Raw genomic sequence first — 24,164 nt, 5'->3', positions numbered from 1 at the left:
GCCCCGCTTGGGGCAACTAGCGCTTCTACAGCAGCGTTATGCTACGCGGCTTTGTTCCATCGCTTTCGTTTCTACTTCGGGGAAGCGCCGCCAGTGGCGGGGGTGGGCGAATAAGCGTTGCCCGCGGCGTAGTGACAAGTGCTCAAAGTCAGTATGGCGCACGGTCGCAAGCCAGGGCTGGGCCAGCCAGTCAGCCTCTAGCTCCACGCGCACCTCGGCGCCCACCGGCGAGATCGCCGTGATGGTGACTGGCAGGTGGCTCTCAGCGGTGGGCTGCTCGGTTAGCCGCACTTCGTGAGGACGCAGCAGCAGCTCTTCATGACCATCGGGTAGATCCACGTGCCAATAGGCGTCACCGCAGGTGAGGACGCCGTTGGTTATGTTGCCTTCCAGGTGATTCACATCGCCTAAAAACTCGAACACAAAGCGGTTTTTGGGCTCACGGTATAGCTCATCGGGGGTATCAATTTGCTCAATGCGGCCATTGCTCATCACTACCACACGGTCGGAAAGCTCCAGCGCTTCCTCCTGGTCGTGGGTGACAAAGACGCTGGTGAAATTGAACTCGTCATGGAGGTGGCGTAGCCAGCGGCGAAGCTCTTGACGCACCTTGGCATCGAGCGCGCCAAAGGGTTCGTCGAGCAGCAGTACTTCCGGCTCCACGGCCAGCGCGCGGGCCAGAGAGACCCGCTGCTGCTGGCCGCCGGAAAGCTGCGCTGGGAAGCGGTTGGCCAGGTGTTCCAGCTTGACCATTTCAAGCAGCCTAAACACCCGTGCGCGAATTTCACCGCTGCTGGGGCGGCGTTTACGCGACAGCACGGTCAGTCCAAAGGCAACATTGTCGTAAACGCTCATATGACGGAACAGCGCGTAGTGCTGGAAAACAAAGCCAATGCGACGGTCACGCACATGCACATTGGTCACGTCGCGGTCACCAAACAGAATTTTACCCGGCTGGGCAGAGTGGTCGGCACTCTCCAGGCCGGCGATAATTCGCAGCAAGGTGGTCTTGCCTGAACCAGAGGGGCCCAGCAGGCCAACCAGCTCACCATCGTGAATATCCAGGTTAATCGGCTCTAATGCCTGAGTGTTGCCGAAGTGTTTGGCGATGTTGTGTAAGTGAATGCTCATGCAAATGCCTCCCGGCGCGCTGCGCGCCATTCCAGCCCGGCCTTGGCGGCGAGCGTCAGTAGGGCAATAAAGGCGAGTAGGGCCGCGCAGGCAAATGCCCCCACGGCGTTATAATCCTGATAAAGCTGCTCAAGGTGCAGGGGGAGTGTGTTGGTTTTGCCACGAATAGCCCCTGAAACTACCGAGACAGCGCCAAATTCCCCTACCGCGCGGGCGTTGGTAAGAATTACGCCGTACAGTAGTGCCCAGCGGATATTGGGCAGCGTAACGCGCCGAAAGGTTGTCCAGCCGGAGGCGCCCAGGGTCACCGCCGCTTCCTCTTCACGGGAACCTTGCGCCTGCATTAACGGAATCAGCTCGCGAGCAACAAAGGGGCAGGTGACAAAGATGGTCACCATCAGAATGCCCGGCCATGAGAACATGAGCTGAATATCATGGCCATCCAGCCAGGTGCCGATCCAGCCGTTACGGCCATAGAGCAGCAGGTAAATCAGGCCAGCCACAACGGGGGAGACTGCAAAGGGGATATCGATCAACGTTTGCAGAATGCGCCGCCCAGGGAAACTGAAGCGCGTGACCAGCCATGCCAGGGCAACGCCGAATACCAGGCATACGGGAATGGTCAGGAGCGCAATCAACAGCGTTAAGCCAATGGCGTGCAGGGTGAAGGTGTTGCTGACGTTCGCCCAGAACACCATGACGCCCTGGGAGAACGCCTGGGCAAAAATGGCTACCAGAGGCAGCAGTAAAAACAGCGCTGACAGCACCAGGGCGGTACCTATCAGCAGGCGCCGGATAAGTGGCGCATCACCAATTCGACGCATTACCCCTTACCTCCATGCAGGCGACGTACAAAACGCCCTTGCCAAATATTGATCGCCAGCAGCAGCGCCAGGGAGACAAACAGCACCACCGAGGCAATGGCCGATGCCCCTGCATAGTCATACTCTTGCAGCTTAACGAAAATCATCAGTGCGGTGATCTCCGTTTCGTAAGGCATATTACCGGCGATAAAAATGATTGCTCCGAACTCGCCTAGCGAACGAACAAACGCGAGCCCCGTGCCGGTCACCAAAGCAGGCCAGATATGCGGCAAGATCACGCGGCGAAAGGCGACGCCGTCGGTCGCGCCCAACGACATGGCGGCTTCATCGACTTCGGCTGGCATATCTTCCAGCACTGGCTGCACCGTACGCACCACAAACGGAATACTGGTAAAGGCCATCGCCAGTGCAATGCCTACCCAGGTGTAGGCGACCTGAAACCCCAGTGGTTCCAGCAATCCTCCCATCCAGCCGCTGCTGGCATAAAGGGTTGCCAGCGTGATGCCAGCCACTGCAGTTGGTAGTGCAAAGGGGAGATCCATTAAGGCATCGAGTAAGCGCTTGCCAGGGAAGTCGTATCGAACTAACACCCACGCCAGCAGTAAGCCAAAGAAGGCGTTGATAATCGCTGCAACGGCTGCTGCGCCAATGGTGACCATATAGCTGGCAACTACGCGCCCTTCGGTGATGATCGCCCAGTATTCAGCAAAGCTGAGCTCCGCTAACTGACCGAACAGACCCGTTATAGGGAGTAGCAGCACCAGCGAGATAAACAGCACGCTGATACCCATAGAAAGGCCAAAACCCGGCAGCACACGGGTGCTGCCGGTTCGCCAAGTGGCAAGTTGACTCATAGTTCAGGCTGGCTCATGAGTGAATATTAACGGCGCTGTAACTGGTCGAGAAGGGCGCCACCCTCGAAGTGAGTCTCCATTGCTTCATCCCAGCTGCCGAATACTTCATCCACTTCAAGCAGTTCGGTTTCGGGGAACTGGTCGGCAAACTCTTCAACCACGGTCTCGTTATGCACGCGGTAGTTGAAGCCTGCAAGCAGGCGCTGAGTCTCTTCGGTGTAGAGGTACTCAAGATAGCTTTGGGCCAGATCGCTGTTACCGTTGCGCTCAGCATTTTCGCCAACAACGGCCACGGGGAACTCGGCCAGAATGCTGACCGGCGGTACGATCACTTCGTAGTCGTCGCTGCCATACTCGCTGCGGATGTTGTTGACTTCAGATTCAAAGCTAATCAGCACATCGCCAATTTCACGCTCGATGAAGCTAGTAGTTGCGCCACGACCGCCGGTATCGAATACCGCCACATTAGCTAGGAAAGTGCGCATGAAGTCTTCAATTTGCTCTTCATCGCCATCAAACTCGTTCTCGGCAAAGCCCCAGGCGGCTAAGTAGGTATAGCGACCGTTACCCGAGGTTTTCGGGTTGGGGAAGACCACTTCTACATCTTCTTGGACTAGATCGTCCCAGCTTTCGATGCCTTTGGGGTTGCCTTTGCGTACCAAGAAGGCAGTGGTGGAGTAGTAAGGCGACGCATTGTTCTCAAACGCATCCTGCCAATCTTCGGCTACCAGCCCTGCATCGGCGAGTACCTGCACGTCGGTCACCTGGTTAAAGGTCACCACATCGGCGCGTAGACCCTGAAGGATGGCACGGGCTTGTGCGGAAGAGCCGCCGTGAGATTGGCTAATGGCAATCTCTTCCCCGTGCTCTTCCTGCCACCAGGCTTGAAACTCAGGGTTGATCGCAGCAAACAGCTCTCGGGCGATATCATAAGACGAGTTCAGCAGTTCCCGCTCTTGGGCGGCGGCGGTACCACTCACCGTAACGCCTAGTGCAATGGCAATCAGGCTGCGGCGGAAAATTGTGGGTAGTGCCATAGAGAAGCTCCTTAAAACAGTAAACGCAAAGTATCGCCGAATCGTAGCGTCGCAATATTGGCAAGGTTAAATCTATCAATGTGGAATTACAATCATGTTTTATATTCTATTTAAGAATATAAGTGTGCGCAGATGTCCAATGCAAAGCCGTATAGGAGATGGGGCTTAGTAGGTGGCTCTGGTAACATAGTCGGCTTATTCCCCTGTTAATTTAGGAACGTGCTATGACCGCTGCGCAGGACTTTTTGATTGCCCCCTCTATTCTTTCCGCTAACTTTGCGCGGCTTGGTGAGGAAGTAGATAACGTGCTGGCGGCTGGCGCGGATGTGGTGCACTTCGATGTCATGGATAATCACTATGTGCCCAACCTGACCATTGGCCCCATGGTGTGCAAAGCGCTGCGTAAACACGGCGTGACGGCGCCTATTGATGTGCATTTGATGGTCAAGCCGGTAGATCGCATGATCAGCGACTTTATTGAGGCGGGCGCCAGCTACATTACCTTTCACCCGGAAGCGTCTGAGCACGTCGATCGCTCGCTGCAGTTGATCCGGGATGGTGGCTGTAAAGCCGGTCTGGTATTTAATCCCGCTACGCCGCTCTCCTATCTCGACTATGTGATGGATAAAGTCGATATGGTGCTACTAATGAGCGTTAACCCAGGTTTTGGCGGCCAGTCGTTTATCCCCGGTACGCTGGATAAGCTGCGCGAGGCACGGGCGCGCATTGATGCCTCAACATTTGATATACGCCTGGAGATCGACGGTGGGGTGAAAGTGGATAACATCGCGGAGATCGCCGCCGCGGGTGCCGATACCTTTGTGGCGGGATCCGCCATTTTCAGCGCCCACCAGGCCAGCGATCCCCACGGCTATGACACGGTAATCAAGCAGATGCGTGCGGCGCTGGCCAAGTAAACGTCAGTGTCGTAGTGTCGTTTAGTGAAGCTTCATGCGCGGCTTTAAGTAACGGTTAAGCTTATCGACCAGCCACGCTAGCCCCGTCTTCGGCGCCCCATGAATAGAGAGCTGGTGCATGCGGTAGAGCGATGCATAGGCCTGGCGGGCCAGCCAGCCCTCTAAAAACAAGCCCTTGGAGGCGGAGCTACGCATTAAATTGCCCACTGCATCGTAGCGGGCCAGCGATACCAACGAGCCGTGATCGCGGTAGCGGAAATCGGCGAGTGGTTTGCCCTCTAGTCGATTGACGATATTTTTGGCGAGCAGTTTGGCCTGCTGATGTGCCGCTTGGGCGCGCGGTGGCACCGTGCCACTTTCTCCCATTGGGCAGCTGGCGCAATCACCTAAGGCAAAAATCTTCTCATCATCGACACTTTGCAGAGTGCTGTTGACTTCAATTTGGTTTTTCTTATTCGTGGTTAGGCCTAGTTCCGCCAAAAACGGCGGCGCTTTGATCCCTGCTGCCCAGACGTTGATGTCGGTCTTGATCACCTCATCGTCACCAGTGACCAACTGGTACTCTTGAGCCTCTTTCACGGCGGTATCGGTGTGAACCGTCACGCCCATCTCTTCAAGTTCTGTTTTAACCGTTTGACTGACCCGTTCCGAAAGTCCTGGCAGCAAGCGGGGGGCTGCTTCTAGCAAGTGCACACTGATTTGTTGGTTATCCAGTGCCGTCACTCCATAGGCATTGAGCATGCGCGAAGCGTCAAACAACTCGGCCGCAAGCTCTACGCCTGTTGCTCCACCGCCGACAATTCCAATGGTCAACTGCGTATGCTGGCGCAGGTTTGGGTCGGTATAGCGCAGAAAGGTATTGATCATATCGCGCTGGAACGCCTTGGCCTGCTCGGGGGAATCAATAAAGTGGCAGTGCTCCGCCACGCCGGGCGTGCCGAAATCGTTGGAGACGCTGCCTATGGCCATGACCAGGTAGTCATAGGCAAGCTCTCGGGCAGGCAGCACTTCGTATCCCTCTTCGTCAAGGATCGGGGCTAACTGGAGCGTCTGCTGCTCGCGATTAATGCCGGTGAGCGAGCCGCGCTGAAAGCGGTAGAAGTGCGCCGATGAATGTCCGCGAAGATCCACCTCGTCCATGCTGGAGTTCAGCACGCCGGTAGCGAGTTCGTGGAGCAGCGGTTTCCATACATGGGTGGTATTGCGATCCAGCAGCACAATTTCTGCGCGTTTTCGCTTACCTAAGGTGCGACCTAAACGTGTGGCGAGGGCTAAACCACCTGCGCCGGCGCCGACAATCACGATTCTGGGAGTGGGCATATCACTACCTCTTTAACTAAATTAGCCCCAGCATAGAAGGTTCTGGCGCTTCTTACTAATGCGCACCGTTGCTGGGAACAGGTAAGATGGTTTTCTAATGAATATGAGGTAGAGAGCATTGCAAGTACATCCCATTCACTACTCAGAACGACACGCGGCGCTGCAAGGAAAACGGCTGATTGCCTTCGACTTGGACGGCACGCTGATTGATTCAGTACCGGATCTTGCCGCCGCAGTGGCGTCCACCCTAAATGAGTTGGGTTTGTCAGCGCCGAGTGAGATGGAGGTGCGGAACTGGGTCGGTAATGGTGCGCCCGTATTGGTCGAAAGAGCCCTGACCTGGGCACTAAAAGCGGCGCCAGAACCAGCGCTTTTGCAGCGCGGTTATGATGTGTTCATGGAGCACTACGGCGCCGCTCCCAATAGCCTGACAACGCTCTACCCTGGAGTCACGCAAGCACTGCAGGCGCTGCATCAGCAAGGCCTGACGCTGGTGTTGATCACCAATAAGCCCGAACGCTTTATTGAGCCGCTGCTACGCCACTTCGGGCTGCTGGACTATTTCACTCTCTGCATTGGTGGTGATTCGCTGCCCGAGAAGAAGCCCCACCCTTTGCCGCTGTTGCACGCTGCTCGACACTGCCAAGTGCCCCCAGAGGCTTGTGTGATGGTGGGCGACTCTCGTCATGATATAGCTGCTGGAAAGGCGGCGGGCTTTACGACTCTGGCGCTACCCTACGGCTATAATCATGGTGAGCCAATTGAAAGTAGCCACCCCGACCTGGTCCTCAGTTCGTTAACCGAGTTACTGGCCACTCCCCTGAAGACACCGGGAATTGATTAATACCTACAGCGGGCCGACTACTCGGCCGTCGCGCCCCCTAGGGCGGTATGCATGACTTCTGCATTATGGTGCAGCATGGCCGAATAGTTGGCTGCCGGGCCGTCTGCACCGCTTAAAGAGTCCACATACAGCGGGCCCGCGAGAGGAATTGAGGCTTCTCGTGACAGGGCGTCCATATGAATACTGGGGGTGGTGCTTTCAAAAAACAGCGCCGGAGGGCGTGGGCGATTCATAGTAAGATATTCGCTCATTTTGGCCATTGCCTGGGCGCTTCCTTGGGTCTCATGGTTAACCCCCCAGACGCCTTGCGCTGCAAATGTGTAAGCTCTAGCGAAATAGCCAAAACCTGCTTCACTGGTCACCAATGTGCGGTTCGTTTGGGGGATGCCTTCCAGGCGCTCTTTCACCGCTAGATTAAGGTTGTCCAACGCTTTGCGTGCCTCTTCAGCCCGGGTATAAAACACTTCAGCCTGGTCGGGTAGGTGCTCTGCCAGGGTCTCGGCAATCACATCAATATAGGCCGCTGCCCCCTCTGGATCCATCCACATATGCGGATCCAGCTCGCCTTTATACTGCCCGGTCGAGATTATTAGTGGTGTATAGTCGGCTTCTCTAGCCACTTCCACTAACGTAAGGTTATCGTCAGACATCGCTTCGACGTGGCGTATCCAGGGCTCTAGTCCGAGCCCGTTATAAAACACGATATGGGTCTCTTCTAACGCTAGCACATTGGGTGGCGTTAACTCCCAGCGGTGAACATCTTCCCCACGCGGTACAATGACATTAACGCTGACTGTGTCGCCCGCCACCCGTTTGACCAGCTCCTCCATGACTGAAAAGGAAGCAATAACGCGCAGCGTTGTATTGGCATACGCTGGCGCAGTGCTTATCAGCGCGACGAATAAGAGCGCACATACCCAGGTAACCCACTTTGACATCCCACGCTCCTAACTGGTTAAAAAGGCTATCTAAAAAGACGGCAGATAATAAAGACTGCGGTGGCTGGTTGCCAGTTCCGATACAGCGGCAGGCCGAAACAAGTATTGCTCAAGGCAGAATACCCTCAAGTGGAAAGGGCCACTATGCTGAAAAGAGGCTGTATTTCACTCCTAAGCATAGCGTTCCTTATGACCGTCCGAAGGGTTTCTTCTTTGCCGCATCGACTTGGTCATCCAAAGCTGTGATCTATTGCCCGTAGGGCTGGTGGTCAAAAGGGTAGGCTTGGCTATCACTTACCCCCTGCAAGGGAGTGCTCGGTTGCGGTATCATCACTCAGTAGCGGTTTAATCTGTGGTCGTAATGACGCAATGGAGTAAGTGGGGCAATGGCGCAAGCTCAGTCGGTGCAGAAACAGCCATCTCAGGAGCAGACAGCGCCGAAAGTGATGATGTTGGATAATCACGACTACCCTCTATAGTACTGTATATAACTCCACGACGCGAAACCGACCCCGCTAGACGCCCCGCCAGTTCTGTATATCACTCCATAAGACTCCACATAAATTAGGCCTAGACCTGGGTAATATCCTGGGTAACACTATCAGTACACTCATTTCCACGAGAGCGTTACCCAGGTGCCGATCTCAGATACCAAGGCCCGCAAGGCTTTACCCGCTGCTAAGCCGTATCGCATTCCAGATGCAGACGGCCTTTACCTCGATGTTCGACCCAGTGGCAAAAAGTATTGGCGCATCCGCTATTTTCTGCACGGAAAAGAAAACCTCTACACACCCGGGCAGTACCCGCAAGTCACGTTGAAAGAGGCACGGCAGCAGCGGGATGCAGTAAAGCATAACGCTAGCCAGGGTATCGATCCCAAAGCACTGCAGCAGGAAGAGCGCGACCGCTCAAGGCGTAGCCAAGAAGATTCATTCGAGTCTATCGCTCTGGAGTGGTGGGAGAAGCACCAGCCCCGCTGGACTTCCCACTACGCACAGCAAGTTAAAAAAGGCATAGAGCGGGAAATGCGTCCGGCGTTTGGGTCGAAAAACATCCGCCAGATTACGCCCGCCGATGTATTGCGCCTAGTACAGAAAGTCGAGGCACGCGGCGCGCCATCGGTTGCGATGCTGGTACGTCAGTGGATCGCCCAGATTTACCGCTATGCCGCCAGCACGCTTCGCGCCGATCATGATCCGGCGGCCCCTATAGAGGGAGCGGTACAGCGCCCACCGGTACAGCACAGCAAATCACTAGCCGCTGAAGATCTCGCCACACTCGCCAATCAGATCGATACAAAAGGTGGCTGGCGTATCAACGCCATAGCTATGCACGTTTTGATGCGCACAATGCTACGTACAGGAGAGCTAAGGCAGGGCCGCTGGGAGGAGGTTGATTTCATGCGCGCTGAGTGGCGTATTCCTGGGGAGCGTATGAAGATGCGCCGCCCGCACGTTGTTCCGCTATCAAAACAGGTGGTGGAACTGCTGCAGGAGCTTCACGGGTATACCGGCCACATGCCCTTGATGTTTCCATCATACCGACACCCCGCTAAGCCAATGAGCAACACCACGATCAATAAAGCATTGGAGCGTATGGGCTGGCAGGGCAGGTTTAGTGGACACGGATTCCGCTCGACAGCCTCTACGTTGCTGAATGAACACGGCTGGCGCGGGGATTTGATTGAAAAGCAGCTGGCGCACATGCCGGGTGACAAAGTGCGCGCTGCTTACAACCATGCGGACTATCTAAAAGAGCGGCGGGAGATGCTGCAGTGGTATAGCGATTATATCGAGGCCATCATGCAAGGCGCAGCCGCGCCTCTGGTGCCTGCTCGTATGCGTGCATAATCCAATCATCAACGTCAGACTCCAGCCACCGCACACCGCCAGTGGCCAGCTTGCGCCCTGGCGGGAATTCCCCTTCACGAATCATTGCGTACAGCTTACTTTCGCTGTAGCCGACACGCTCGCTAACGGCTTTCATCGATAGTAGTTTTGCCATGTCATCAATCTCCCGTGTGCCGTTGGCCGTGCGGGCCGTGGCCTTTACCCCTGCGCCATTCCTGTTCCTGGCGGGCGGTGCTTTCGTCTATCGCATGCTGGCGCTGCTGCTCGATGAGCGCTTGCACCGCTGGATTTTGAGCGATGCGCCGAAGGTTGCGCAGCTCATGTTCTTGGCGCGTGATGATCGTGGTGGCCACGGTGGCGAGCTCCCACATTTCCTTAGCGGCTTCGCCTGTTTCCAGCACTTTGCCCAAGCCGTAGCAGCCACCGCAGGGCATTTCCTTGTTGTTCTTGATGTGGTCGTATCCAGTGCCCATGCAGACAGTGCAATCATCCGGGCAGATCTCACGCCAGTTCTGTACCCAGTAAGCTTGTGTAGTAGCCATTTCAATTCCATCTACTAAGTCGTGGAAGATGACTAGCCACTGACCTTCAAGTGGGCCAGTGCCCTGGTGCTGGGCTACCTCGTAAAACTTCCCGCTGGATTCTCGGTGGGTGTGTGTGGGTTGCTGGGTCATCAGAAAGGCCCCATGATCGTTGCAGGAAATGCGCCTCGACCCTTTTCACACTGCGTCCACCAGGATTCGAAACCATCCCGAGGCGTCTTGCGCATGTAGACGTGCTGCACCTCTTCAATGCTTGGCCAGTCTTCCTTAGGGTCGCCAGAGCGTTCGCCGTATGCTTCAACAAACTTTTGTGGATCTACATGGCCCTTGGTCGCGACCGTGATGCTCCCACCGCTTTCCAGTTCATTGATTTCAATGCTCATTTGACAGCCTCCATTGATGGCCAAGTCAACCGAGCGGCCTAGTGCTTGCTCGATGCCTTCGCTTGCACCACCCCCGCCGGCGAAGTTATCAACGACGAGCTCATGGCCGAAGAGGTTTAGGTTGCTCACTGGCTGACCTCCACATCCTCGGCAGTGATGGTGTAGTCCTTCACGTTGCCAATGGTGTAAAAGTCTGGTGTGCAGTATTGCTCTGCCCACCCGTCGATAAGCGCCTGCAGCACTTGCTCTTGTGCCTTGGTGGCTTCGGGATAGCCTTCCCCGACTTCGCCTGCGTCGTCTTCGGCCTGCACCTGCATGTTTTCAATTACCGACTCAGCCAGATTGATGGTGTAGTCGGTAGCCTGTGCGTGGCGCTTGGTGCCCGTGTAAATAACGTCGCCCGCTTCGCGCTCTCGGTCTTCGATTAACTCCTGAAGGTCGCCATAAATGTCGCTTTGCCATTCATCATCCGTAGAGAAAAGCTCTGGCGCTACAGGTGGTTCGCTGTCGACCGACTTGGTTCGTTCTATGTCATCGTATTCTGCTGCCAGGAGCGCCATGGCTTTGATGATGTTTCGCTGAGGGTCGGGGCTGGGTTTCCACCATGAACGGTGCCAGGGCCATGTCATTGGAGCGGGCGGCAGAGGGGTATCTGGCGCCTGTTATAGTACCAGCTTGGCAGCCCGGGCGTAGCATTCTGCAGCAGTCGCAAGCGTGCCTTGGATGTAGGCACCATCATGCTCAGCAGTGAAGCCCTCTTCGTTAACCTCTCTCAGGCGTTCTTCCATCGCTTTGATAAAGGCTTTAGACATGCTGGTCACCTCCGATCATTTTTCCGGCGTCGGCAATATGGTTCAGCGGGCGCGCTAGCGGTGAGCGCTTGGCCTGTTCGATGTAGCTAGCGCGGGCTAGCTGCAGGGCTTTGCATTCGGTCATGCCGTATACGCGGAAGGTGCTCATGCTTCCTCCTTAGCGGCGTCGTACTGCTGGATAGCCCACGCGATGGCGTAGCAACAAATCAGGTAGTGGTGGTCGAAGTCGGTGCAGTCGTGTTCCCAAACCTCGGTGAGGTCAAAGAGCTCGTTATCCCAATCCAGCACTGCCTGCTGCGCTTCCTCTTTGAAATAACCGCACTCAAGAACATCGCGATTTAGCTTGGCGCGCATTTCGGCAGTGCGGGCTTCGTCGTCCTGAAATTCCGCCCAGTTATCAAACTGCCTTAAAACATTTCGCTTGAAGGCTTCTTCACTCCATACCTTGGCAAGCTGCGGGCCTTTGCTGCTTCCTGCTCTAAGTTTTTGAGCCCAATAGCTGGCGTTGATAAAAAGCCCTGGCTTTTCGGATCGGAAGAAATCGAACATGTCCGGAAGGCGGCTGAACATGAAGTCACCCATGTCGCCAGCGATGGCCAGGTATCCAGGCCAAGTAACGATGTTGAAGTGGTAGATCGATGAGCCGTTATGGCTAAAGCGCAGGTGGCGATACTTGCCGTCATCCTGCAGCACTTCCATGGAGTGGCTGGCTACGTTTTCCATGAACTGTTCTAGCGCTAAATCTGCATTAGTTTTCATCGTCATCACCTCAAAACTGAACAAACTGGTTGAACGGCACGGTCTCTGGCATGGCCAGCCGTGCGGGGGAAACGTCAGTGGGCAGCGCTGGGCCTGCTGGGCGCATACCCGGACAGCTTTCCTCGGCTATGCCCTTGTAGTCGGGCTGGCCGGTGCGTAGCTCTAGCGGCACGCCGCGTGCTTCTTCGGCTGCCCACACGGCGGCATCGGTGCAGTAGGTGGTCAGCCAATCGTCTTGCTCTACGGCTTCGCCTTTCGAGATATGGCCCAGCGCCAGGACGGCTGCCACGGCGGCGCCTGCGAGCATGGCCCGTTGGGTTTTGGTACTCATGCAGCTAGCTCCTGTGTTGGGCCATCGGTTTCCAGTGGGTGGCGCTGTAGGTTGATGCGCTGTTCTACGTGAGCGCCCCACAGCACATCGCGCAGTGCGTTACGGGCGGCTAGCTCAGTGGGTAGCGGGGCGTTCATGCGCACGATGATTTTTGTGCCTTCCTTGCCAACGAACGCGGGCAGGTAGCCGCCGCCGACCACCGGCTCGGCATAAATCACGGTGCTGTGCAGGGTGTAGCCGTCTTGCATGGCGAACAGGCGGCAGTGATTGATGACGAACTTGAGGCTGATGACGTGGTTCATTGGGCACCGCCTTGCCAACGCCAATGGCCGCGCAGTACTGAAAGCAAGCTCTCCACGTTATTAAGCGCCGCTTCGGGCATTGCTAACGGCGGCAGAGAGGCAGATACAAAGTGAGGCTCATGACCTTCCCGTTCCTCTGTGACTGAAACGCCGCCCGGGAAGATGCGCATCTTGACGTGACGGCCCTGGATGAGGTTCATGTCCATCACGATGTTGGCCACTTCGTGCACTTGATTACGCACTAACTGCTTGAGGGTTTTCTCGTGAATGCTCATGCGTAGAGGCTCCCATCCAAACGCTGATTGATCCGCGCACTAACGCTGCTATGGGTGCGGGTACGCACTGGCTGGCGGTGGCGCATGGCGTCCATGTCGGGGTTGATGCCGCTGATCAGTAGGGCGACGAGTAGCGGAGCGATCCAGCCGCGTTTCATGGCTTCGGCCACGGCGCCAGCGGCTTTGTAAACGCCCAGCTTGTGGTAACCCTTTTCGATGCTGCCGCGCACGGTCTTCGGTGAGCGGCCGGTGGCCTTGGCAATCTCTTTGTAGGTGTTGCCTGCGGCCAGCAACATCATGTCCATGGCTTCAGTACGGGTGAAGCCGAGACTGCCGCGTTCCGGATTGATCTTTGCTTGAAAACTGCCTGCTGTGATTTGCATTGTTTTATCCCTTGCTGCATTAACTTATGAGCTCAGTATGCGAAAGCTCATATTATCTGTCAATGCGAAAGCTCATATTTTTTATGAGCAAGCAAGATTGCCCCATAATTGGGCTTATATTTCTTTCAGATAGGCATAAAAAAAACCGCCCAGTAATTGGGCGGCTTCAGTAATGGCGGTAGGTTTGAGGTTCGTTACCAGTGGCAGGCTTCACGCAAGGGCGCTATTTCTTCCTCCAGTCCGCTTATATCGAATGTCATGGTCATAGGCGATTCGCTGTAGGGCGTGGCGCGAACCGTTAGCTGTTCGGCGCCAAACATCTGCCGAATTACTGGGATTGAGGTACCACCACTCCAAAGCCCAAGCGATCGGTTGTTGGTTGATTGCGTCATTGGCTTGGTGAATGCTTTACCGTCATCAATGCGCATATCGACGTCTCCCCATGTGTGATATTCGCTAGATGCCATGTGATGGCCGTCCATGTGCAAAATTAAGGCCGTTGTGTTTTCAACGCAGCGAACATATAGCGTGGGTCGGACTGTTGATCTGCCGTAACGGCCTGGGACTGCCTCACTTGAGCGGGTGGATAGATAGACATTCCTGCTATCATCCATCGGCGAGACTTCTTCGCTCACGTACCAGGGGGATTGAGGTTCAGGAGGGGGAGTGGGAGCTACTGGCTCTTCTTCTGGTTGGTTGGTGTCAGCATCCGGGCTGGGCGCTTCCTCTGCCTCTGAGGCGCTGACCACGCTACTGGCGTTGCTGGCAGTTGGCTCAGTTTCCTCTGTTTCGTCATTGAGCATCCAGCCAAGTATCAGTACGCCCGCCGCTATCGTGCCTATCACCTTCCAATTATCCATGCGTCCCCCTACAGGTTCATTTGAGCCTTAACAGCCACCCCTATGATGCGGCAATTTCCATTAATTGGAATTAGCGGATAGGCGGGGTTAAGAGGTTTTAGGTATTTTTGCCCGCCATCAACGACCAGTTTTTTGAACGTTGCCTGGTTGCTTTCGTCTAGCTGTGCGACCACAAGGTTACCGGGCAGCGCTTCTTTTCCGGTATCGACCAACACCAGCGTGCCCTCTGGAATACTGGGGCGTACGCCTGTGGGTGCTGTCATCGAATCGCCGGTCACTTCCAGCCAAAACGCTTGGCCTTGGGCTTTATAGTCGGTTGTCTCATGGCGTTCTTCCATGCCTGCAGGGTAAGGCACAACGCAATCGGCGAACAGCCCGGCGTTAACTTCAGAGACGACAGGGTAACTGAAGTAACGCAGGGGCTGGGCTGCTGGCGCGGTATTGACGTGATACTCGCCTAGATTGTCGCGGGTGCCTTCCTGCATCTCCCCAACACCTTCGCTTAGCCAGCGATAACTAACGCCTAACGCGTCCGCAATTTTGAGCAGGTGCGTAGAGCCCAGGTGCTTGCCGCGCTCCAGGTTCGAAATAGTGGCTTGATCAACGTTCGCTTTTTCAGCCGCGCCTGTCTGGCTGAGGCCTGCCCGCTTACGTGCCAGCTTGATTCTGTCTTTGAGTTCCATGCGGTGATTATTATGCGAGCGCTCATACCCTTGCAAATGAGTTTGCTCATGGCCTATTCTATGAGCATTCGCATAAGAGGGTGTCTGATGAATACCGCATTCCAAAGCCTGGTTGATCATTTTGGCGGTCAACTCCAAACCGCTGAGGCACTTAACGTCAACCAAGGCGCTGTCTCTAACTGGGTGCGTGGCAAGCACGGCATGTCTCCTGCTGTTGCGTTGCGCGCTGAAAAACTTACTGAGGGAGCCTTTACCCGCTACCAGTTGTGCCCCTCTGTGTTTGAGACTCCCCCGCAAGATGAGGTGGCGTCGTAATGATTTCAGTATATGCATTCAAGCTAAACAGCACAGCGAGCGCTGTGGCTCTGTTTGTGCGTACAGTGTTTGGGGGTGCGTCATGACCGATGAACGCGCCTTCCGCGGTGTCTGGATACCCGCCGATATTTGGCTGAATCGCGAGCTCTCACTGCAAGAGAAAGTGATGCTGATCGAGATCGATAGCCTGCAGCACCCGCAAAAGGGCTGTTTCAAGTCGAACAAGAAGCTTGCCGAGTTCTTTGGGCTGTCACCTAACCGTGTCTCTGAGGTGATCAGTTCGCTCAAGAAAAAGGGTTGGGTGCGCGTCGATCAGATCCGCGAAGGCAAGCAAATTGTTGAGCGCCGAATCTTCATGAAGCGCCCGTTAGATACCGCGCCTAAGGGTACTCGAAAAACAGAAGAGGGGTATTCGGAAAACAAGGAGAACCCTATTCGAGATCCCGAAGAGGGGTATTCGGAAAACGGGGAGAACCCTACTCGAAATGTCGAAGAGGGGTATTCGGAAAACCGTGAAGAGAGGGGTTCAGGTTTAGGGGTTCATTCTGAGGGTACCAGGGTTAGTACTGTTGCACCGGGGGCAAGCCCCGATGCTTCGGAGGGCGATTACCTGAGCGCTGACGAGCCAGAACCGACCCTGAACAGCAAAGCAGAATCCAGCGCTGACTTGCTGGCGCGTATCCCTGCCGACATGCCCGGTACCCGTGACCCCAACGCCAAGACGTTCAAGGCGTGGGCCAACTACGCGATTGCATACCGTAACCGTTACCGCACTTGGCCCGTATGGAATCAGAAAACCGCTGCGCAGCTGGGCCAGTTGGTTGACCGCGTAGGGGCAGAGCTGGCGCCCAAGGTGGCGGCGTTCTATCTGCAGATGAATCAGCAGTTTTATCTCACCAAGCTTCATCCGGTTTCGCTGCTGCTCGCCGACTGCGAATCCATCGCCACCCAGTGCACTACGGGGCAGCAGGTTACCCATGCCCAGTCCCGACAGATGGACAGCACCCAAACGAACCTGAGCAACCTGGAGCAGGCAAAAGCGATGCTTCGGGAGCGCCAAGCCAAACGGGAGGCATCGTCATGCCATTGACCTCTGAGCAACACGAGCAGGTGCTCGAACTGGTTTACGCGACGGCCGAGGTGCTGGGGCAGGAAATGCGACCCTCTGCGGGGATGCTGATTGCGGATGACCTGAGTGCCTACCCATTTGCAGAGATCACAAGAGCGCTGGCCCGCTGCCGTGCCGAGCTTCACGGCAAGCTGACCCTGGCGGCGATCATTGAGCGCTTACCCAGTGCGAACGCTCATTTGAGCGGTAATGAGGCGTGGGCGCTGGCGCTGAAAAGCACCGACGAGCAGGAGACCGTGGTCTGGACGCCGGAGATTGCCCGCGCCTTTGCCGCTGCTCAGCCGGTTTTGGCCGGTGGAGACAAGGTTGGCGCTCGCATGTCGTTTCTTGCCGCGTATGAGCGTGAGCTCTCCGCCGCGAAAGCCGAAGCGCGCCAGCCAGAGTGGCAGGTGTCGCTAGGCCATGACCCACAGCGCCGCGAGATCGTCCTCAACGATGCCGTGACTGAAGGAAGGCTGTCACCTAATACGGCACGTCAAATGCTACCCCCACCTGATAAGCCCGTAACGCCGGAAGGCAAGCGCCAGCGTAAGCAGGTGGTGAGCAAGCTACGCGAGATCATCAACCAGCCCGGTGACCAGAAAGCCCAAGAGCGCCGCGAAGCCCGCGAGCGTGAAGAGGCCCGCCGCCGTGAATTACTCGAACAAGCTGGCGTGCCGCTGGCTGCGATGGGAGGACGTTGATCATGAATACCGCATTCCAACCAAGCGGCAACGAAGTAAAACGGGCTGCATTCAGCGATCACCGCCGTTCAGGCAAGTTGAGCGCCTCGCGTGGGCTAGTGACTGCCTCGCTAGTGAGTAAGGGCCCCATGACCCGCAACCAGCTAGCCGATGCGACCGGCCTACCGCTGGCCAGCATTTGCGGCCGCTGCCGTGAGCTGCTCGATATGGATTACATCGAGGTCGCGGGCATGAGCGCCGATTCCCCAGCGCGCCAGGTGTTGGGGCTGACTGAAAGCGGTAAGGCGCTAGCGGTGGAAGCGGCTAAAGGGGTGGCGTCGTGAGCACTCTAAAACCCATCGACCACCAAAACATAGTGCTTCGCCTTCTGGGGATGTCATCCAGTAACCCGGCTCACCTCACCACGCTGGCGCATGCTTACAAGCTACCGGTATCGCTGCATGAGATCCGCGTTGCTTGTGATGCCTTGGTAGAGCAGGAGTTTGTCGAGCGCGCGCCAGGCTTTGCCTATCGGCTGACGGCGTTTGGCACGGTTGAGCTTCCTGCTGTGCCGCTGCTGGAGAGTTATTACACGATGCCTAAAGAGAGCGCCCAGCTATTGGAAACGCGAATCTTTAGCCGTTCTGAAATAGCTGGGGGTGGCTCATGATCCGCCAACCCTACACCCAGCCCAAGTGCCCAGCTTGCCAGTACCGCAAGGCAGCCAGCGAGTTTCGCGACCCGGCTACTGGCGAAGCGCTGCCCGCCTGCAAGCACTGCATGCGCAAAGCCCAGCGGGCGGGAGGTCAGCGATGGACGGCGTAACGTGGTTTCTTTTCGGCGTGCTGGTCGGTGTGTTTATTGCCATCGCCTGCGCGGCGGCCGCTTTTTGTAAGAGCAGCAGCAAGCCGTGTGGTCATGCGCCGCCTTTCCGGACTCCGCCACCTCCCACTATGGCTGGCTCCAGTGGTATCAGCGAGCACGGGGAGCGTAACCATGGATGATGCATTGCAGCCTCTGACGGAGGCGATCGTGCAAGACGTAGTTTATGCCTACTGCTATGCCGCTAAGCACGAGATCACTATCCCTAATTGTGGTACCGCCTTCATGTATGAAAGCGATGTTGCCAGCATGACCAAAACGCGATTCGGCCATGAATTTGAGGTCAAGGTTAGCCGCGCAGACTGGCTGGCAGAACTTCGCAAAATTGCTTCTGAAGACAGTAACGCAAAACGATCTCGCGCCCGTCGATTGGGAAAAGCTAAAGATATTGCGGAAGGGCTGGCGCTAGCTTGGAAGCAAGGTCTCGAGTGTTGCGGTTCTGATCTTAATTACGCTCGTGAGCCAACGCCTAACTATTTCTGGGTAGTGGCTGCCCCCGGCATCGTTAAGCCTGAGGAACTGCCAGAGTATGCCGGCTTATTTGAGGTCGAGCCCTACAGGCATGGAAATCATAAGGCGCACGGTTATCGGTTAAAGCAAATAACCGCAGCGCCTCGTCTGCATCGCTTAAAGATGACGGATCGCCAAGTGTTAGCGATGGCGCGCGGGATAACGCTTAGATATTGGCAGCAGAGGAGTAAGGCGGCATGAGTGAACTAAAGGGAGGGCAGCACGCCCGCCGTGCCGCCATGCTGTGCCAGAACCCGCGCTTTGCGCTCTACCTTGACCATCGCCGCCGCCGTTTCCATCAGATGGCCTATGGCTCAATGCCCGATGGCACCCATACCAAGGAAGATTGCGAGGATTGGTTGCGCGCAGCGTGTGGCGTGAAAAGCCGCGCCGAGTTGGATCATAACGACGATGCCCGATCCATGCTTGATCGCATCATGGCCGATTACAGCAAGTGGGAGCGCCAGCAGCTTTTGAAACAGCGTTTGGCAGGGGGTGTGGTGTGAGCGATAAGCCGGTAGTGCCACAAGATTACATATACGGCCTAAAGGTCGTTGACATCGGTGATCTGCGCATAGCGCGCGGTCAGACAAAGCGCCCGAGAGGCACATGCAAGCATCTCGATATTGTTTATGACGATCAAGAGCGACGTATCTGGTGCCAGGACTGCGAGCAGGAGGTAGAGGCATACGATGCGTTCAAGGGCTTGGCAGAGTTTCATTATGGCGCCCAAAACAAGCTAGAACGCCGAGAGGAAGCTGTAAAAGAGGCAGAGTCATTCCAGGCCCGTAGCCGTGCCGTTAAAGCGCTTGACCAGGTGTGGCGTAGTAAAAACATGACGCCCGTCTGCCCTTGCTGTGACAAAGGCTTGCTTCCGGAGGACTTCGCTAATGGCGTTCAGTCCCAAATGGATCGAAATCTAGCGCGCAAGATGCGTCAGCGGGGTGATTCATGAGCCTACGTATCCAGACACCACGACGCCCGCGCAAGCTGAAAGAAGACGGCAAGCCGCGCGCCCGCCCGGTGGATTGGGAAGGCCAAGAGCAGGCGGTGCTAATCCGCTGGCTGCTGGGGGAGAAGATGCGCGGAGAGCCGGTAGGGCAGTTGTACGACGCCATCTACCACGTGCCCAACGGTGGGCAGCGTAGCAAGAGCACCGGCGCGGCCATGAAGCGCCAGGGCGTTAAGTCGGGTGTGAGTGACTTGGTGATTATGGATGCTCGAGGAGGCTGGTTCGGGCTGTACATGGAATTCAAGGCTTCTCCGCCTCACACGGCACCCCTGGCTGATAGTCAATATGATTGGCTGGCGCTTGCATATGACCGTGGCTACTGCGCCGTGTTGGCGGTGGGGCTGGAAGAGGCTAAGGCGGTGTTGCGGGAGTATGCGGCATTGGTTCGCACTGCCCACCACCACACCGCCCGCGTGCATTTGAAAAGCGGTACCGAGTGGAGAAAGGCCTAATGGGCATGGCATTGTTGAGAGAGGCTGAATCTATGGCGCGTGACTATCAGCGTATGGGCATTCGTGAACTGAGAGAGCATGCGCGCAGCACCCACCCAGAGCATGATCCGGAAGCGCCGCGGGCGTTTGTCGATCGTATCCTGGATATGGAGGCGGAGCGCGTAACCTGGCACTGGCACGAGAACCAGGGCTATCAGCCGTTCAGCTCAGCGGCGAAGATGGGCGAGCAGCCTGGGGGTGGTACGTCTGCCGCTGATCCGCTGGCCATTGCCTATGATCGCGGTATGCGGGTGCATGCTGGCCATGAGTTCGCTAAGCAGTGGCTGGAATCTGCCCGATTGCGCCCACGCGCTCGTCTGGCGGTGTTGATCCGTGCCGCCAAGCTCTACCCAATGGCAGCGCAGCAGCAAGCGCTATGGGCCAAGAGCTATGATTTCATTGCTCAGCACTTGCCGATCTATTCGCGCATGCTGCAAATGGGGTCGCTCTCGACCATGACTGAGATCAGGGAGGTTGAGGTGGTGCGGGTCACTGAGAAAGAAACGTACCGCCGTTCGCGCAATGAGCATAAGAGCGTGCCTATCTTCAAGAATGGGCAGGCGGTGAAGGATGCCGCCAAACATGCGCGGGTAGAGCTTTTACTCTTGGCCCAGTTATGAAACACCACATGTTGTATTAATTCCACGACTGATCTACTATGTTTCTAGGCTGGCGCTCAATGACGCTAGCCGCCACACACCATAAAGCCCTGCCGGTCACCCGGCGGGGCTTTTGCGTTTCTGCTTTCCCTTGCGTTGCCACCTGGCGCGTCTTGCCCCTTCGTGTTGGGGCCTTTCTATTCCTGAGGTGCTAATGCGTTATCTCACCATTCACTGTGCGGCCACCACGGCCAGCATGGACATTGGCGTGGATGAGATTCGCCAATGGCACCTGGCGCGTGGTTGGCGTGATGTGGGTTACCACTACGTTATCCGCCGTGATGGCACGCTAGAACGTGGCCGACCCGAGAGCCAGACAGGCGCTCACGTGGGCGGCTATAACACCGGCAACATCGGCGTGTGTATGGCTGGCGGCGTGAAGGATGACGGCGTAACGCCGGAAGACAACTTCACGGCGGCTCAGTGGAACGCGCTTGATGCGCTGCTTACCGAGTTACACGAGCGCTATCCGGAGGCGCTCATCATGGGCCACAACGGATTCCCTGGGCATGAGTCGCGCGGGTGCCCTTGCTTTGATTGGCGGACGTATCGCGATGGGCTGCACGATCTGTGGGCTGATACGCCTGAAGAGTGGGATGGCCATTGGATTGAAGAAGTGGACGCGATCATCGCTTAATCATTAATCACGCAGGCCCACCAGGAGGCGGGATGTCTGAAGAAAATCCCGATAACGCCGTGAGGTCTAGACCTATTTTAGAGCGTCATCTGCAAACACTGCTGCTCGCCGTTGTTGCTGGCCTGATTGGTTGGCAAGGCGTCACGACTCTGAAGCTGTCAGAGAGCAGTGCTCGACAAGATGAGCGCGTTAGCCATTTGATAACGCTGACAGAGCAGTTGCGCCAGGATTTGCGCGATATGGATTCGCAATTTCTTACGCGTCGTGAGGCGGAAGTTCACCGCAACGAAACCCGTAGCAAGATCGAGATACTAGAGTCCCGTATGAACCGGCTGGAGGGCGCTCAGTGATACGCATCAAAGTACAGCTAGCTGATGATGCATGGCAGTGGCATAAGCTCTGGTCTAATCATGCAGCGATCCTCGCAACGGTGACCACCGCACAAGCTCTGCTGCCGTTTTGGAATGGCATTATCCCTGATCGCTGGTTTGTGTTGGCCGGTGCCATTCTTTCTAGCGCAGCGGTCATCCTGCGCAGCATCAAACAGCCGAACGCAGAGAGGGCGCGCCATGCTCGCCAAACTCCAAAGTAAAGCCTTAGGTGCGGGCGTGCTTCTCCTTTCCCTGGTGGCTGCCTACTTCTATTGGCAGCGCGTTACTGACCAGCGAGACGCATATCAAGCCGAAGCCGAGCGACAGCGTGATCGCGCCGAGATCCTTCAAGAGCACCAGCAGTGGCAGCGCCAGCAGATCGAAACACTAAGCAGCGCCATGGCTGACCGTGATCGAACGTTGACGGTCATCGCGGACGATATACGCGCCAGCACATCGGCGCTTCAATCACTGGGAGAATCCGATGCTGAAGCGCGTGAGTGGCTGGATAGCGATAGGCCTACTGGTATCACTGACTGGGTGCGTGAGCTCCAACGTTCAGCCGATGGAGCTGCAGTGTTACGGCCCGACAGTGCCCGAGCACCTAACGACTGAGCTAGCAGCACCCGCGCTGATACTGGATAGCAATAGAGGCTTGATGCTGTTGCTGGCTGAGTATGAGGCGTTACGCCGCCGGTTCAACGCTGACCGGGCTGCGGTGGTGGAGATTATGGCGAATGATGTGGGGGAGGACTAGTTGAAGTATATGTCCACTTCCCGGTCGCTAGCGATGACATGCGCCTCCGATGGGCATTCCCCGTTACGGCAAAGAGTTGACCAAAACTCTTTATCAAAGCGGTCATGCAAGAACAGGTAGCGACAGATACTAATTACATTATGTCTCTGGAAGTCCCCAGTTGAATAGGCCGCGCCGTGGATCCCAAGCAATTCTTCAAGCCCGTAGAAAGTGATCTCTTTTTTGTCGTCCCAGTGGTCACACAATATTGAGAAGATGCGATCTACCTTCTCTTTGGTCACGCGGAACTGTTTAGTATGTGGCTGGTGCCAATCAGCTCCCTCATCAAGGATTGGGTAAACGCCATCATCCCAAGCCAATAAATAGGCAGGATGGAACGGGCTTTCTTCTACGCCATCTTTGGCGGTCAGGAGGATGGTTAAACGCATTTGCTGAAACAGCGCATTCGCTATATCTGACATACAGAACCTCTTAAAAGTTAAATTTACCTAAACAGGTTAGCGCAATGCCTACCTCTCCGCCACGCCCATGCCGCGCCCCCATGTGCGCTGGCAAAACCACGCACAAGCACGGCTACTGCGACAAGCACGCCGATCAAGCAGTTGCCTGGAAGAAGCCAGACCATAAAAGATCAGGCCGAGGCGGGCGCCCTTGGCGTCGGTTGCGGGATGCAGTGATGCGGCGTGATAGATACTTGTGTCAATGTGATGACTGCATTAAAGAGAGCCGCATCACTCCAGCCCATGAGGTTGATCATATAATTCCGTTATCTCGGGGCGGAAAGGATTTGATGAGCAACTTGCGTGCAATAAGCCGCGATTGTCACAAGCGCAAAACAAATAGAGAAAAGTGGGGAGACTAGATAGGATTAAGTGAGCCGCCAAGTGCGCTAACACCAAGGCGGCTCTAACCACAGCGGACTGTTATGGAGTCACATCAATGGCTACTCGCTATCGTACTTGCCCGCATTGCGGCGGGCAATTCAGTTATAAAGTTTCTCGCGGTAAAGACCGAAAGTATTGCTCTGATGCTTGTCAAGTTAGTTCTAACCAGATGCATGCTAAGGACAGGCGAAATGATTTGCCGCTTTGCTCTGTTGCTGGTTGCGAATGCCATGCGAATAGAGTGGGCGCAGGTCTTTGTGAAAAGCACTATATGCGAATGCGCAGAAATGGACAGATAGAGAAAAAGAATGTGGTTATACCAGGTAATCTCGTTCACTCACATGGCTACATGTTGACTTATTCTCCTGGTCATCCTTTGCAGCGAGGCAGGCATCCAAGGATTTATGAGCATCGCGAGGTCTTTTATAAAGTTCACGGTGAAGGGCCGTTTAGTTGTTACTGGTGCCGCGAGATCGTGACTTGGGATGACATGCATGTTGATCACCTTAATGATGTTCGTGATGACAATTCAGCTAAAAACCTTGTAGCTAGCTGCGCTTTTTGTAATCAAAAGCGCGGCCACGAGAAGATGAAACAAACCAAGCGATTGCAATCCAGTCGGCGATACACGGCCCATGGGAAAACAATGTGCCTGAGCGAGTGGGCGCGTACCCTTGGTATAAGTGTTGCTTCTATTGAGTACCGCATGAATGCGGGCTGGGCACATAACGATGTTTTCTCTCCTCGAAAAGGTAACACCGGCCCTAAAAGCAAGCCTGTCGAGCAAGAAGGTTGAATTCATCTGTAATT

The 24,164-nt window shown here is 55.8% G+C and carries 41 protein-coding genes; 21 read left to right on the top strand and 20 right to left on the bottom strand.

The features are described from left to right. Window positions 1-36: 36 nt before the first annotated feature. Genes JI62_RS11990 through cysP form a run of 4 tightly spaced genes read right to left on the bottom strand, consistent with a single transcriptional unit; the run spans window position 37 to window position 3,846 of the window. Window positions 37-1,131 carry a sulfate/molybdate ABC transporter ATP-binding protein gene (locus JI62_RS11990; protein WP_088700390.1) on the bottom strand — a complete coding sequence of 365 codons (1,095 nt, stop codon included), beginning with the start codon at window positions 1,129-1,131 and terminating at the stop codon, window positions 37-39. After that, the gene (cysW, locus tag JI62_RS11985) at window positions 1,128-1,955 is read right to left on the bottom strand and encodes a sulfate ABC transporter permease subunit CysW (protein ID WP_088700389.1); all 828 of its coding nucleotides are present in this window, start codon (window positions 1,953-1,955) and stop codon (window positions 1,128-1,130) included. Before cysW ends, JI62_RS11990 begins: the two co-directional genes overlap by 4 nt. After that, a complete protein-coding gene (cysT, locus tag JI62_RS11980; RefSeq protein ID WP_088700388.1) occupies window positions 1,955-2,809 on the bottom strand; it encodes a sulfate ABC transporter permease subunit CysT in 855 nt (284 codons plus the stop codon). The genes cysW and cysT overlap by 1 nt, the downstream gene beginning before the upstream one ends. Window positions 2,810-2,835: 26 nt before the next feature. Continuing rightward, complete coding sequence (cysP, locus tag JI62_RS11975; protein ID WP_088700387.1) at window positions 2,836-3,846, bottom strand: thiosulfate ABC transporter substrate-binding protein CysP; 1,011 nt, start codon at window positions 3,844-3,846, stop codon at window positions 2,836-2,838. Window positions 3,847-4,070: 224 nt separating this feature from the next. On the opposite strand from cysP, the gene rpe reads away from it, so the two are divergent. Next, window positions 4,071-4,763 carry a ribulose-phosphate 3-epimerase gene (gene rpe, locus JI62_RS11970; protein ID WP_088700386.1) on the top strand — a complete coding sequence of 231 codons (693 nt, stop codon included), beginning with the start codon at window positions 4,071-4,073 and terminating at the stop codon, window positions 4,761-4,763. Window positions 4,764-4,784: 21 nt separating this feature from the next. Here rpe and JI62_RS11965 read toward each other — a convergent pair whose 3' ends face one another. Further along, window positions 4,785-6,083 (bottom strand): NAD(P)/FAD-dependent oxidoreductase, encoded by a 1,299-nt coding sequence (locus tag JI62_RS11965; protein WP_088700385.1) that lies wholly within the window; start codon window positions 6,081-6,083, stop codon window positions 4,785-4,787. A 118-nt stretch (window positions 6,084-6,201) separates the two neighbouring features. On the opposite strand from JI62_RS11965, the gene JI62_RS11960 reads away from it, so the two are divergent. Beyond that, the gene (locus tag JI62_RS11960; protein ID WP_088700384.1) at window positions 6,202-6,927 is read left to right on the top strand and encodes a phosphoglycolate phosphatase; all 726 of its coding nucleotides are present in this window, start codon (window positions 6,202-6,204) and stop codon (window positions 6,925-6,927) included. 17 nt (window positions 6,928-6,944) lie between these two features. Here the strand turns inward: JI62_RS11960 and JI62_RS11955 are convergent, their stop codons facing one another. Further along, window positions 6,945-7,865, bottom strand: coding sequence for a metal ABC transporter substrate-binding protein (locus JI62_RS11955; protein ID WP_088700383.1), 921 nt, complete (start codon window positions 7,863-7,865; stop codon window positions 6,945-6,947). Between the two features lie 635 nt (window positions 7,866-8,500). On the opposite strand from JI62_RS11955, the gene JI62_RS11950 reads away from it, so the two are divergent. Then, window positions 8,501-9,715 carry a tyrosine-type recombinase/integrase gene (locus tag JI62_RS11950; protein ID WP_088700382.1) on the top strand — a complete coding sequence of 405 codons (1,215 nt, stop codon included), beginning with the start codon at window positions 8,501-8,503 and terminating at the stop codon, window positions 9,713-9,715. Here the strand turns inward: JI62_RS11950 and JI62_RS11945 are convergent. From JI62_RS11945 to JI62_RS11895, 13 genes are all read right to left on the bottom strand, one after another. After that, on the bottom strand, window positions 9,666-9,869 hold the full coding sequence (locus JI62_RS11945) for a helix-turn-helix transcriptional regulator (protein WP_088700381.1): 204 nt from the start codon (window positions 9,867-9,869) through the stop codon (window positions 9,666-9,668). The genes JI62_RS11950 and JI62_RS11945 overlap by 50 nt on opposite strands. Before the next feature lie 4 nt (window positions 9,870-9,873). Then, entirely contained in the window at window positions 9,874-10,389 is a 516-nt protein-coding gene (locus tag JI62_RS11940) for a hypothetical protein (RefSeq protein ID WP_088700380.1), read from the bottom strand. After that, window positions 10,389-10,769, bottom strand: a complete 381-nt coding sequence (locus JI62_RS11935; protein ID WP_088700379.1) for a hypothetical protein — start codon at window positions 10,767-10,769, stop codon at window positions 10,389-10,391. The genes JI62_RS11940 and JI62_RS11935 overlap by 1 nt, the downstream gene beginning before the upstream one ends. Then, window positions 10,766-11,269: a hypothetical protein gene (locus tag JI62_RS11930; protein WP_088700378.1), complete on the bottom strand. Its 504-nt coding sequence runs from the start codon at window positions 11,267-11,269 to the stop codon at window positions 10,766-10,768. Before JI62_RS11930 ends, JI62_RS11935 begins: the two co-directional genes overlap by 4 nt. 33 nt (window positions 11,270-11,302) lie before the next feature. Then, the gene (locus JI62_RS22635; protein ID WP_170938545.1) at window positions 11,303-11,452 is read right to left on the bottom strand and encodes a hypothetical protein; all 150 of its coding nucleotides are present in this window, start codon (window positions 11,450-11,452) and stop codon (window positions 11,303-11,305) included. Beyond that, a complete protein-coding gene (locus JI62_RS22630) occupies window positions 11,445-11,600 on the bottom strand; it encodes a hypothetical protein (RefSeq protein WP_170938544.1) in 156 nt (51 codons plus the stop codon). The genes JI62_RS22635 and JI62_RS22630 overlap by 8 nt, the downstream gene beginning before the upstream one ends. Further along, a complete protein-coding gene (locus tag JI62_RS11925) occupies window positions 11,597-12,211 on the bottom strand; it encodes a hypothetical protein (protein WP_088700377.1) in 615 nt (204 codons plus the stop codon). Before JI62_RS11925 ends, JI62_RS22630 begins: the two co-directional genes overlap by 4 nt. A 10-nt stretch (window positions 12,212-12,221) precedes the next feature. Then, a complete protein-coding gene (locus JI62_RS11920) occupies window positions 12,222-12,542 on the bottom strand; it encodes a hypothetical protein (protein ID WP_088700376.1) in 321 nt (106 codons plus the stop codon). Then, entirely contained in the window at window positions 12,539-12,844 is a 306-nt protein-coding gene (locus tag JI62_RS11915; protein WP_088700375.1) for a hypothetical protein, read from the bottom strand. The genes JI62_RS11920 and JI62_RS11915 overlap by 4 nt, the downstream gene beginning before the upstream one ends. Further along, a complete protein-coding gene (locus tag JI62_RS11910) occupies window positions 12,841-13,119 on the bottom strand; it encodes a hypothetical protein (RefSeq protein WP_088700374.1) in 279 nt (92 codons plus the stop codon). Before JI62_RS11910 ends, JI62_RS11915 begins: the two co-directional genes overlap by 4 nt. Continuing rightward, window positions 13,116-13,502 carry a LuxR C-terminal-related transcriptional regulator gene (locus JI62_RS11905; protein ID WP_088700373.1) on the bottom strand — a complete coding sequence of 129 codons (387 nt, stop codon included), beginning with the start codon at window positions 13,500-13,502 and terminating at the stop codon, window positions 13,116-13,118. The genes JI62_RS11910 and JI62_RS11905 overlap by 4 nt, the downstream gene beginning before the upstream one ends. A 194-nt stretch (window positions 13,503-13,696) precedes the next feature. Continuing rightward, a complete protein-coding gene (locus JI62_RS11900) occupies window positions 13,697-14,362 on the bottom strand; it encodes a type VI secretion system-associated protein TagO (protein WP_088700372.1) in 666 nt (221 codons plus the stop codon). Window positions 14,363-14,370: 8 nt separating this feature from the next. Continuing rightward, complete coding sequence (locus JI62_RS11895) at window positions 14,371-15,045, bottom strand: LexA family protein (protein ID WP_088700428.1); 675 nt, start codon at window positions 15,043-15,045, stop codon at window positions 14,371-14,373. 87 nt (window positions 15,046-15,132) lie between these two features. Between JI62_RS11895 and JI62_RS11890 the strand changes: the two genes are divergently transcribed. From JI62_RS11890 to JI62_RS11820, 16 genes are all read left to right on the top strand, one after another. Next, window positions 15,133-15,360 (top strand): Cro/CI family transcriptional regulator, encoded by a 228-nt coding sequence (locus tag JI62_RS11890; protein WP_088700371.1) that lies wholly within the window; start codon window positions 15,133-15,135, stop codon window positions 15,358-15,360. A gap of 82 nt (window positions 15,361-15,442) precedes the next feature. Then, window positions 15,443-16,450, top strand: a complete 1,008-nt coding sequence (locus tag JI62_RS11885) for a helix-turn-helix domain-containing protein (RefSeq protein ID WP_170938543.1) — start codon at window positions 15,443-15,445, stop codon at window positions 16,448-16,450. Next, the gene (locus JI62_RS11880) at window positions 16,441-17,172 is read left to right on the top strand and encodes a hypothetical protein (RefSeq protein WP_088700369.1); all 732 of its coding nucleotides are present in this window, start codon (window positions 16,441-16,443) and stop codon (window positions 17,170-17,172) included. Before JI62_RS11885 ends, JI62_RS11880 begins: the two co-directional genes overlap by 10 nt. A 2-nt stretch (window positions 17,173-17,174) precedes the next feature. Further along, window positions 17,175-17,495, top strand: a complete 321-nt coding sequence (locus JI62_RS11875; RefSeq protein WP_088700368.1) for a MarR family winged helix-turn-helix transcriptional regulator — start codon at window positions 17,175-17,177, stop codon at window positions 17,493-17,495. Next, window positions 17,492-17,821, top strand: coding sequence for a hypothetical protein (locus JI62_RS11870; RefSeq protein ID WP_088700367.1), 330 nt, complete (start codon window positions 17,492-17,494; stop codon window positions 17,819-17,821). Before JI62_RS11875 ends, JI62_RS11870 begins: the two co-directional genes overlap by 4 nt. Next, entirely contained in the window at window positions 17,818-17,976 is a 159-nt protein-coding gene (locus JI62_RS22625) for a hypothetical protein (protein ID WP_170938542.1), read from the top strand. Before JI62_RS11870 ends, JI62_RS22625 begins: the two co-directional genes overlap by 4 nt. Continuing rightward, window positions 17,964-18,155, top strand: a complete 192-nt coding sequence (locus JI62_RS22740) for a hypothetical protein (protein ID WP_088700366.1) — start codon at window positions 17,964-17,966, stop codon at window positions 18,153-18,155. Before JI62_RS22625 ends, JI62_RS22740 begins: the two co-directional genes overlap by 13 nt. Further along, window positions 18,148-18,744 carry a hypothetical protein gene (locus tag JI62_RS11860; protein WP_088700365.1) on the top strand — a complete coding sequence of 199 codons (597 nt, stop codon included), beginning with the start codon at window positions 18,148-18,150 and terminating at the stop codon, window positions 18,742-18,744. Before JI62_RS22740 ends, JI62_RS11860 begins: the two co-directional genes overlap by 8 nt. After that, on the top strand, window positions 18,741-19,049 hold the full coding sequence (locus tag JI62_RS11855; RefSeq protein WP_088700364.1) for a hypothetical protein: 309 nt from the start codon (window positions 18,741-18,743) through the stop codon (window positions 19,047-19,049). The genes JI62_RS11860 and JI62_RS11855 overlap by 4 nt, the downstream gene beginning before the upstream one ends. Continuing rightward, the gene (locus JI62_RS11850; protein ID WP_088700363.1) at window positions 19,046-19,498 is read left to right on the top strand and encodes a hypothetical protein; all 453 of its coding nucleotides are present in this window, start codon (window positions 19,046-19,048) and stop codon (window positions 19,496-19,498) included. The genes JI62_RS11855 and JI62_RS11850 overlap by 4 nt, the downstream gene beginning before the upstream one ends. Then, entirely contained in the window at window positions 19,495-20,007 is a 513-nt protein-coding gene (locus JI62_RS11845; RefSeq protein WP_088700362.1) for a VRR-NUC domain-containing protein, read from the top strand. Before JI62_RS11850 ends, JI62_RS11845 begins: the two co-directional genes overlap by 4 nt. Further along, window positions 20,007-20,666 (top strand): hypothetical protein, encoded by a 660-nt coding sequence (locus tag JI62_RS11840; protein ID WP_088700361.1) that lies wholly within the window; start codon window positions 20,007-20,009, stop codon window positions 20,664-20,666. Before JI62_RS11845 ends, JI62_RS11840 begins: the two co-directional genes overlap by 1 nt. A gap of 193 nt (window positions 20,667-20,859) precedes the next feature. Beyond that, window positions 20,860-21,342, top strand: a complete 483-nt coding sequence (locus JI62_RS11835; protein WP_088700360.1) for an N-acetylmuramoyl-L-alanine amidase — start codon at window positions 20,860-20,862, stop codon at window positions 21,340-21,342. Between the two features lie 32 nt (window positions 21,343-21,374). After that, the gene (locus JI62_RS11830; RefSeq protein WP_088700359.1) at window positions 21,375-21,692 is read left to right on the top strand and encodes a hypothetical protein; all 318 of its coding nucleotides are present in this window, start codon (window positions 21,375-21,377) and stop codon (window positions 21,690-21,692) included. Next, window positions 21,689-21,934 (top strand): hypothetical protein, encoded by a 246-nt coding sequence (locus JI62_RS11825; protein ID WP_088700358.1) that lies wholly within the window; start codon window positions 21,689-21,691, stop codon window positions 21,932-21,934. The genes JI62_RS11830 and JI62_RS11825 overlap by 4 nt, the downstream gene beginning before the upstream one ends. Then, window positions 21,912-22,328 carry a hypothetical protein gene (locus tag JI62_RS11820; protein ID WP_088700357.1) on the top strand — a complete coding sequence of 139 codons (417 nt, stop codon included), beginning with the start codon at window positions 21,912-21,914 and terminating at the stop codon, window positions 22,326-22,328. Before JI62_RS11825 ends, JI62_RS11820 begins: the two co-directional genes overlap by 23 nt. Before the next feature lie 138 nt (window positions 22,329-22,466). Here JI62_RS11820 and JI62_RS11815 read toward each other — a convergent pair whose 3' ends face one another. Then, window positions 22,467-22,931, bottom strand: coding sequence for a hypothetical protein (locus JI62_RS11815; RefSeq protein ID WP_088700356.1), 465 nt, complete (start codon window positions 22,929-22,931; stop codon window positions 22,467-22,469). Window positions 22,932-22,975: 44 nt separating this feature from the next. On the opposite strand from JI62_RS11815, the gene JI62_RS23215 reads away from it, so the two are divergent. After that, entirely contained in the window at window positions 22,976-23,332 is a 357-nt protein-coding gene (locus tag JI62_RS23215) for an HNH endonuclease (RefSeq protein WP_088700355.1), read from the top strand. 77 nt (window positions 23,333-23,409) lie between these two features. Beyond that, window positions 23,410-24,150 (top strand): hypothetical protein, encoded by a 741-nt coding sequence (locus JI62_RS11805; protein ID WP_205737515.1) that lies wholly within the window; start codon window positions 23,410-23,412, stop codon window positions 24,148-24,150. The last annotated feature ends 14 nt before the right edge of the window (window positions 24,151-24,164 follow it).

The sequence above is a fragment of the Halomonas campaniensis genome (assembly GCF_002211105.1).
In the GTDB taxonomy this organism is placed as follows: Bacteria; Pseudomonadota; Gammaproteobacteria; order Pseudomonadales; family Halomonadaceae; genus Vreelandella; species Vreelandella campaniensis_A.
This window is presented reverse-complemented; position numbering and strand designations above follow the sequence as displayed.

Excerpts from the sequence above, each read along its gene's own strand:
- JI62_RS11990 (WP_088700390.1), bottom strand. The coding sequence starts at position 1,131 with ATGAGCATTCACTTACACAACATCGCCAAACACTTCGGCAACACTCAG.
- cysW (WP_088700389.1), bottom strand. The coding sequence starts at position 1,955 with ATGCGTCGAATTGGTGATGCGCCACTTATCCGGCGCCTGCTGATAGGT.
- cysT (WP_088700388.1), bottom strand. The coding sequence starts at position 2,809 with ATGAGTCAACTTGCCACTTGGCGAACCGGCAGCACCCGTGTGCTGCCG.
- cysP (WP_088700387.1), bottom strand. The coding sequence starts at position 3,846 with ATGGCACTACCCACAATTTTCCGCCGCAGCCTGATTGCCATTGCACTA.
- rpe (WP_088700386.1), top strand. The coding sequence starts at position 4,071 with ATGACCGCTGCGCAGGACTTTTTGATTGCCCCCTCTATTCTTTCCGCT.
- JI62_RS11965 (WP_088700385.1), bottom strand. The coding sequence starts at position 6,083 with ATGCCCACTCCCAGAATCGTGATTGTCGGCGCCGGCGCAGGTGGTTTA.
- JI62_RS11955 (WP_088700383.1), bottom strand. The coding sequence starts at position 7,865 with ATGTCAAAGTGGGTTACCTGGGTATGTGCGCTCTTATTCGTCGCGCTG.
- JI62_RS11945 (WP_088700381.1), bottom strand. The coding sequence starts at position 9,869 with ATGGCAAAACTACTATCGATGAAAGCCGTTAGCGAGCGTGTCGGCTAC.
- JI62_RS11940 (WP_088700380.1), bottom strand. The coding sequence starts at position 10,389 with ATGACCCAGCAACCCACACACACCCACCGAGAATCCAGCGGGAAGTTT.
- JI62_RS11930 (WP_088700378.1), bottom strand. The coding sequence starts at position 11,269 with ATGACATGGCCCTGGCACCGTTCATGGTGGAAACCCAGCCCCGACCCT.
- JI62_RS22635 (WP_170938545.1), bottom strand. The coding sequence starts at position 11,452 with ATGTCTAAAGCCTTTATCAAAGCGATGGAAGAACGCCTGAGAGAGGTT.
- JI62_RS22630 (WP_170938544.1), bottom strand. The coding sequence starts at position 11,600 with ATGAGCACCTTCCGCGTATACGGCATGACCGAATGCAAAGCCCTGCAG.
- JI62_RS11925 (WP_088700377.1), bottom strand. The coding sequence starts at position 12,211 with ATGAAAACTAATGCAGATTTAGCGCTAGAACAGTTCATGGAAAACGTA.
- JI62_RS11920 (WP_088700376.1), bottom strand. The coding sequence starts at position 12,542 with ATGAGTACCAAAACCCAACGGGCCATGCTCGCAGGCGCCGCCGTGGCA.
- JI62_RS11915 (WP_088700375.1), bottom strand. The coding sequence starts at position 12,844 with ATGAACCACGTCATCAGCCTCAAGTTCGTCATCAATCACTGCCGCCTG.
- JI62_RS11910 (WP_088700374.1), bottom strand. The coding sequence starts at position 13,119 with ATGAGCATTCACGAGAAAACCCTCAAGCAGTTAGTGCGTAATCAAGTG.
- JI62_RS11905 (WP_088700373.1), bottom strand. The coding sequence starts at position 13,502 with ATGCAAATCACAGCAGGCAGTTTTCAAGCAAAGATCAATCCGGAACGC.
- JI62_RS11900 (WP_088700372.1), bottom strand. The coding sequence starts at position 14,362 with ATGGATAATTGGAAGGTGATAGGCACGATAGCGGCGGGCGTACTGATA.
- JI62_RS11895 (WP_088700428.1), bottom strand. The coding sequence starts at position 15,045 with ATGGAACTCAAAGACAGAATCAAGCTGGCACGTAAGCGGGCAGGCCTC.
- JI62_RS11890 (WP_088700371.1), top strand. The coding sequence starts at position 15,133 with ATGAATACCGCATTCCAAAGCCTGGTTGATCATTTTGGCGGTCAACTC.
- JI62_RS11885 (WP_170938543.1), top strand. The coding sequence starts at position 15,443 with ATGACCGATGAACGCGCCTTCCGCGGTGTCTGGATACCCGCCGATATT.
- JI62_RS11880 (WP_088700369.1), top strand. The coding sequence starts at position 16,441 with ATGCCATTGACCTCTGAGCAACACGAGCAGGTGCTCGAACTGGTTTAC.
- JI62_RS11875 (WP_088700368.1), top strand. The coding sequence starts at position 17,175 with ATGAATACCGCATTCCAACCAAGCGGCAACGAAGTAAAACGGGCTGCA.
- JI62_RS22625 (WP_170938542.1), top strand. The coding sequence starts at position 17,818 with ATGATCCGCCAACCCTACACCCAGCCCAAGTGCCCAGCTTGCCAGTAC.
- JI62_RS22740 (WP_088700366.1), top strand. The coding sequence starts at position 17,964 with ATGGACGGCGTAACGTGGTTTCTTTTCGGCGTGCTGGTCGGTGTGTTT.
- JI62_RS11860 (WP_088700365.1), top strand. The coding sequence starts at position 18,148 with ATGGATGATGCATTGCAGCCTCTGACGGAGGCGATCGTGCAAGACGTA.
- JI62_RS11855 (WP_088700364.1), top strand. The coding sequence starts at position 18,741 with ATGAGTGAACTAAAGGGAGGGCAGCACGCCCGCCGTGCCGCCATGCTG.
- JI62_RS11845 (WP_088700362.1), top strand. The coding sequence starts at position 19,495 with ATGAGCCTACGTATCCAGACACCACGACGCCCGCGCAAGCTGAAAGAA.
- JI62_RS11840 (WP_088700361.1), top strand. The coding sequence starts at position 20,007 with ATGGGCATGGCATTGTTGAGAGAGGCTGAATCTATGGCGCGTGACTAT.
- JI62_RS11835 (WP_088700360.1), top strand. The coding sequence starts at position 20,860 with ATGCGTTATCTCACCATTCACTGTGCGGCCACCACGGCCAGCATGGAC.
- JI62_RS11830 (WP_088700359.1), top strand. The coding sequence starts at position 21,375 with ATGTCTGAAGAAAATCCCGATAACGCCGTGAGGTCTAGACCTATTTTA.
- JI62_RS11820 (WP_088700357.1), top strand. The coding sequence starts at position 21,912 with ATGCTCGCCAAACTCCAAAGTAAAGCCTTAGGTGCGGGCGTGCTTCTC.
- JI62_RS11815 (WP_088700356.1), bottom strand. The coding sequence starts at position 22,931 with ATGTCAGATATAGCGAATGCGCTGTTTCAGCAAATGCGTTTAACCATC.
- JI62_RS23215 (WP_088700355.1), top strand. The coding sequence starts at position 22,976 with ATGCCTACCTCTCCGCCACGCCCATGCCGCGCCCCCATGTGCGCTGGC.
- JI62_RS11805 (WP_205737515.1), top strand. The coding sequence starts at position 23,410 with ATGGCTACTCGCTATCGTACTTGCCCGCATTGCGGCGGGCAATTCAGT.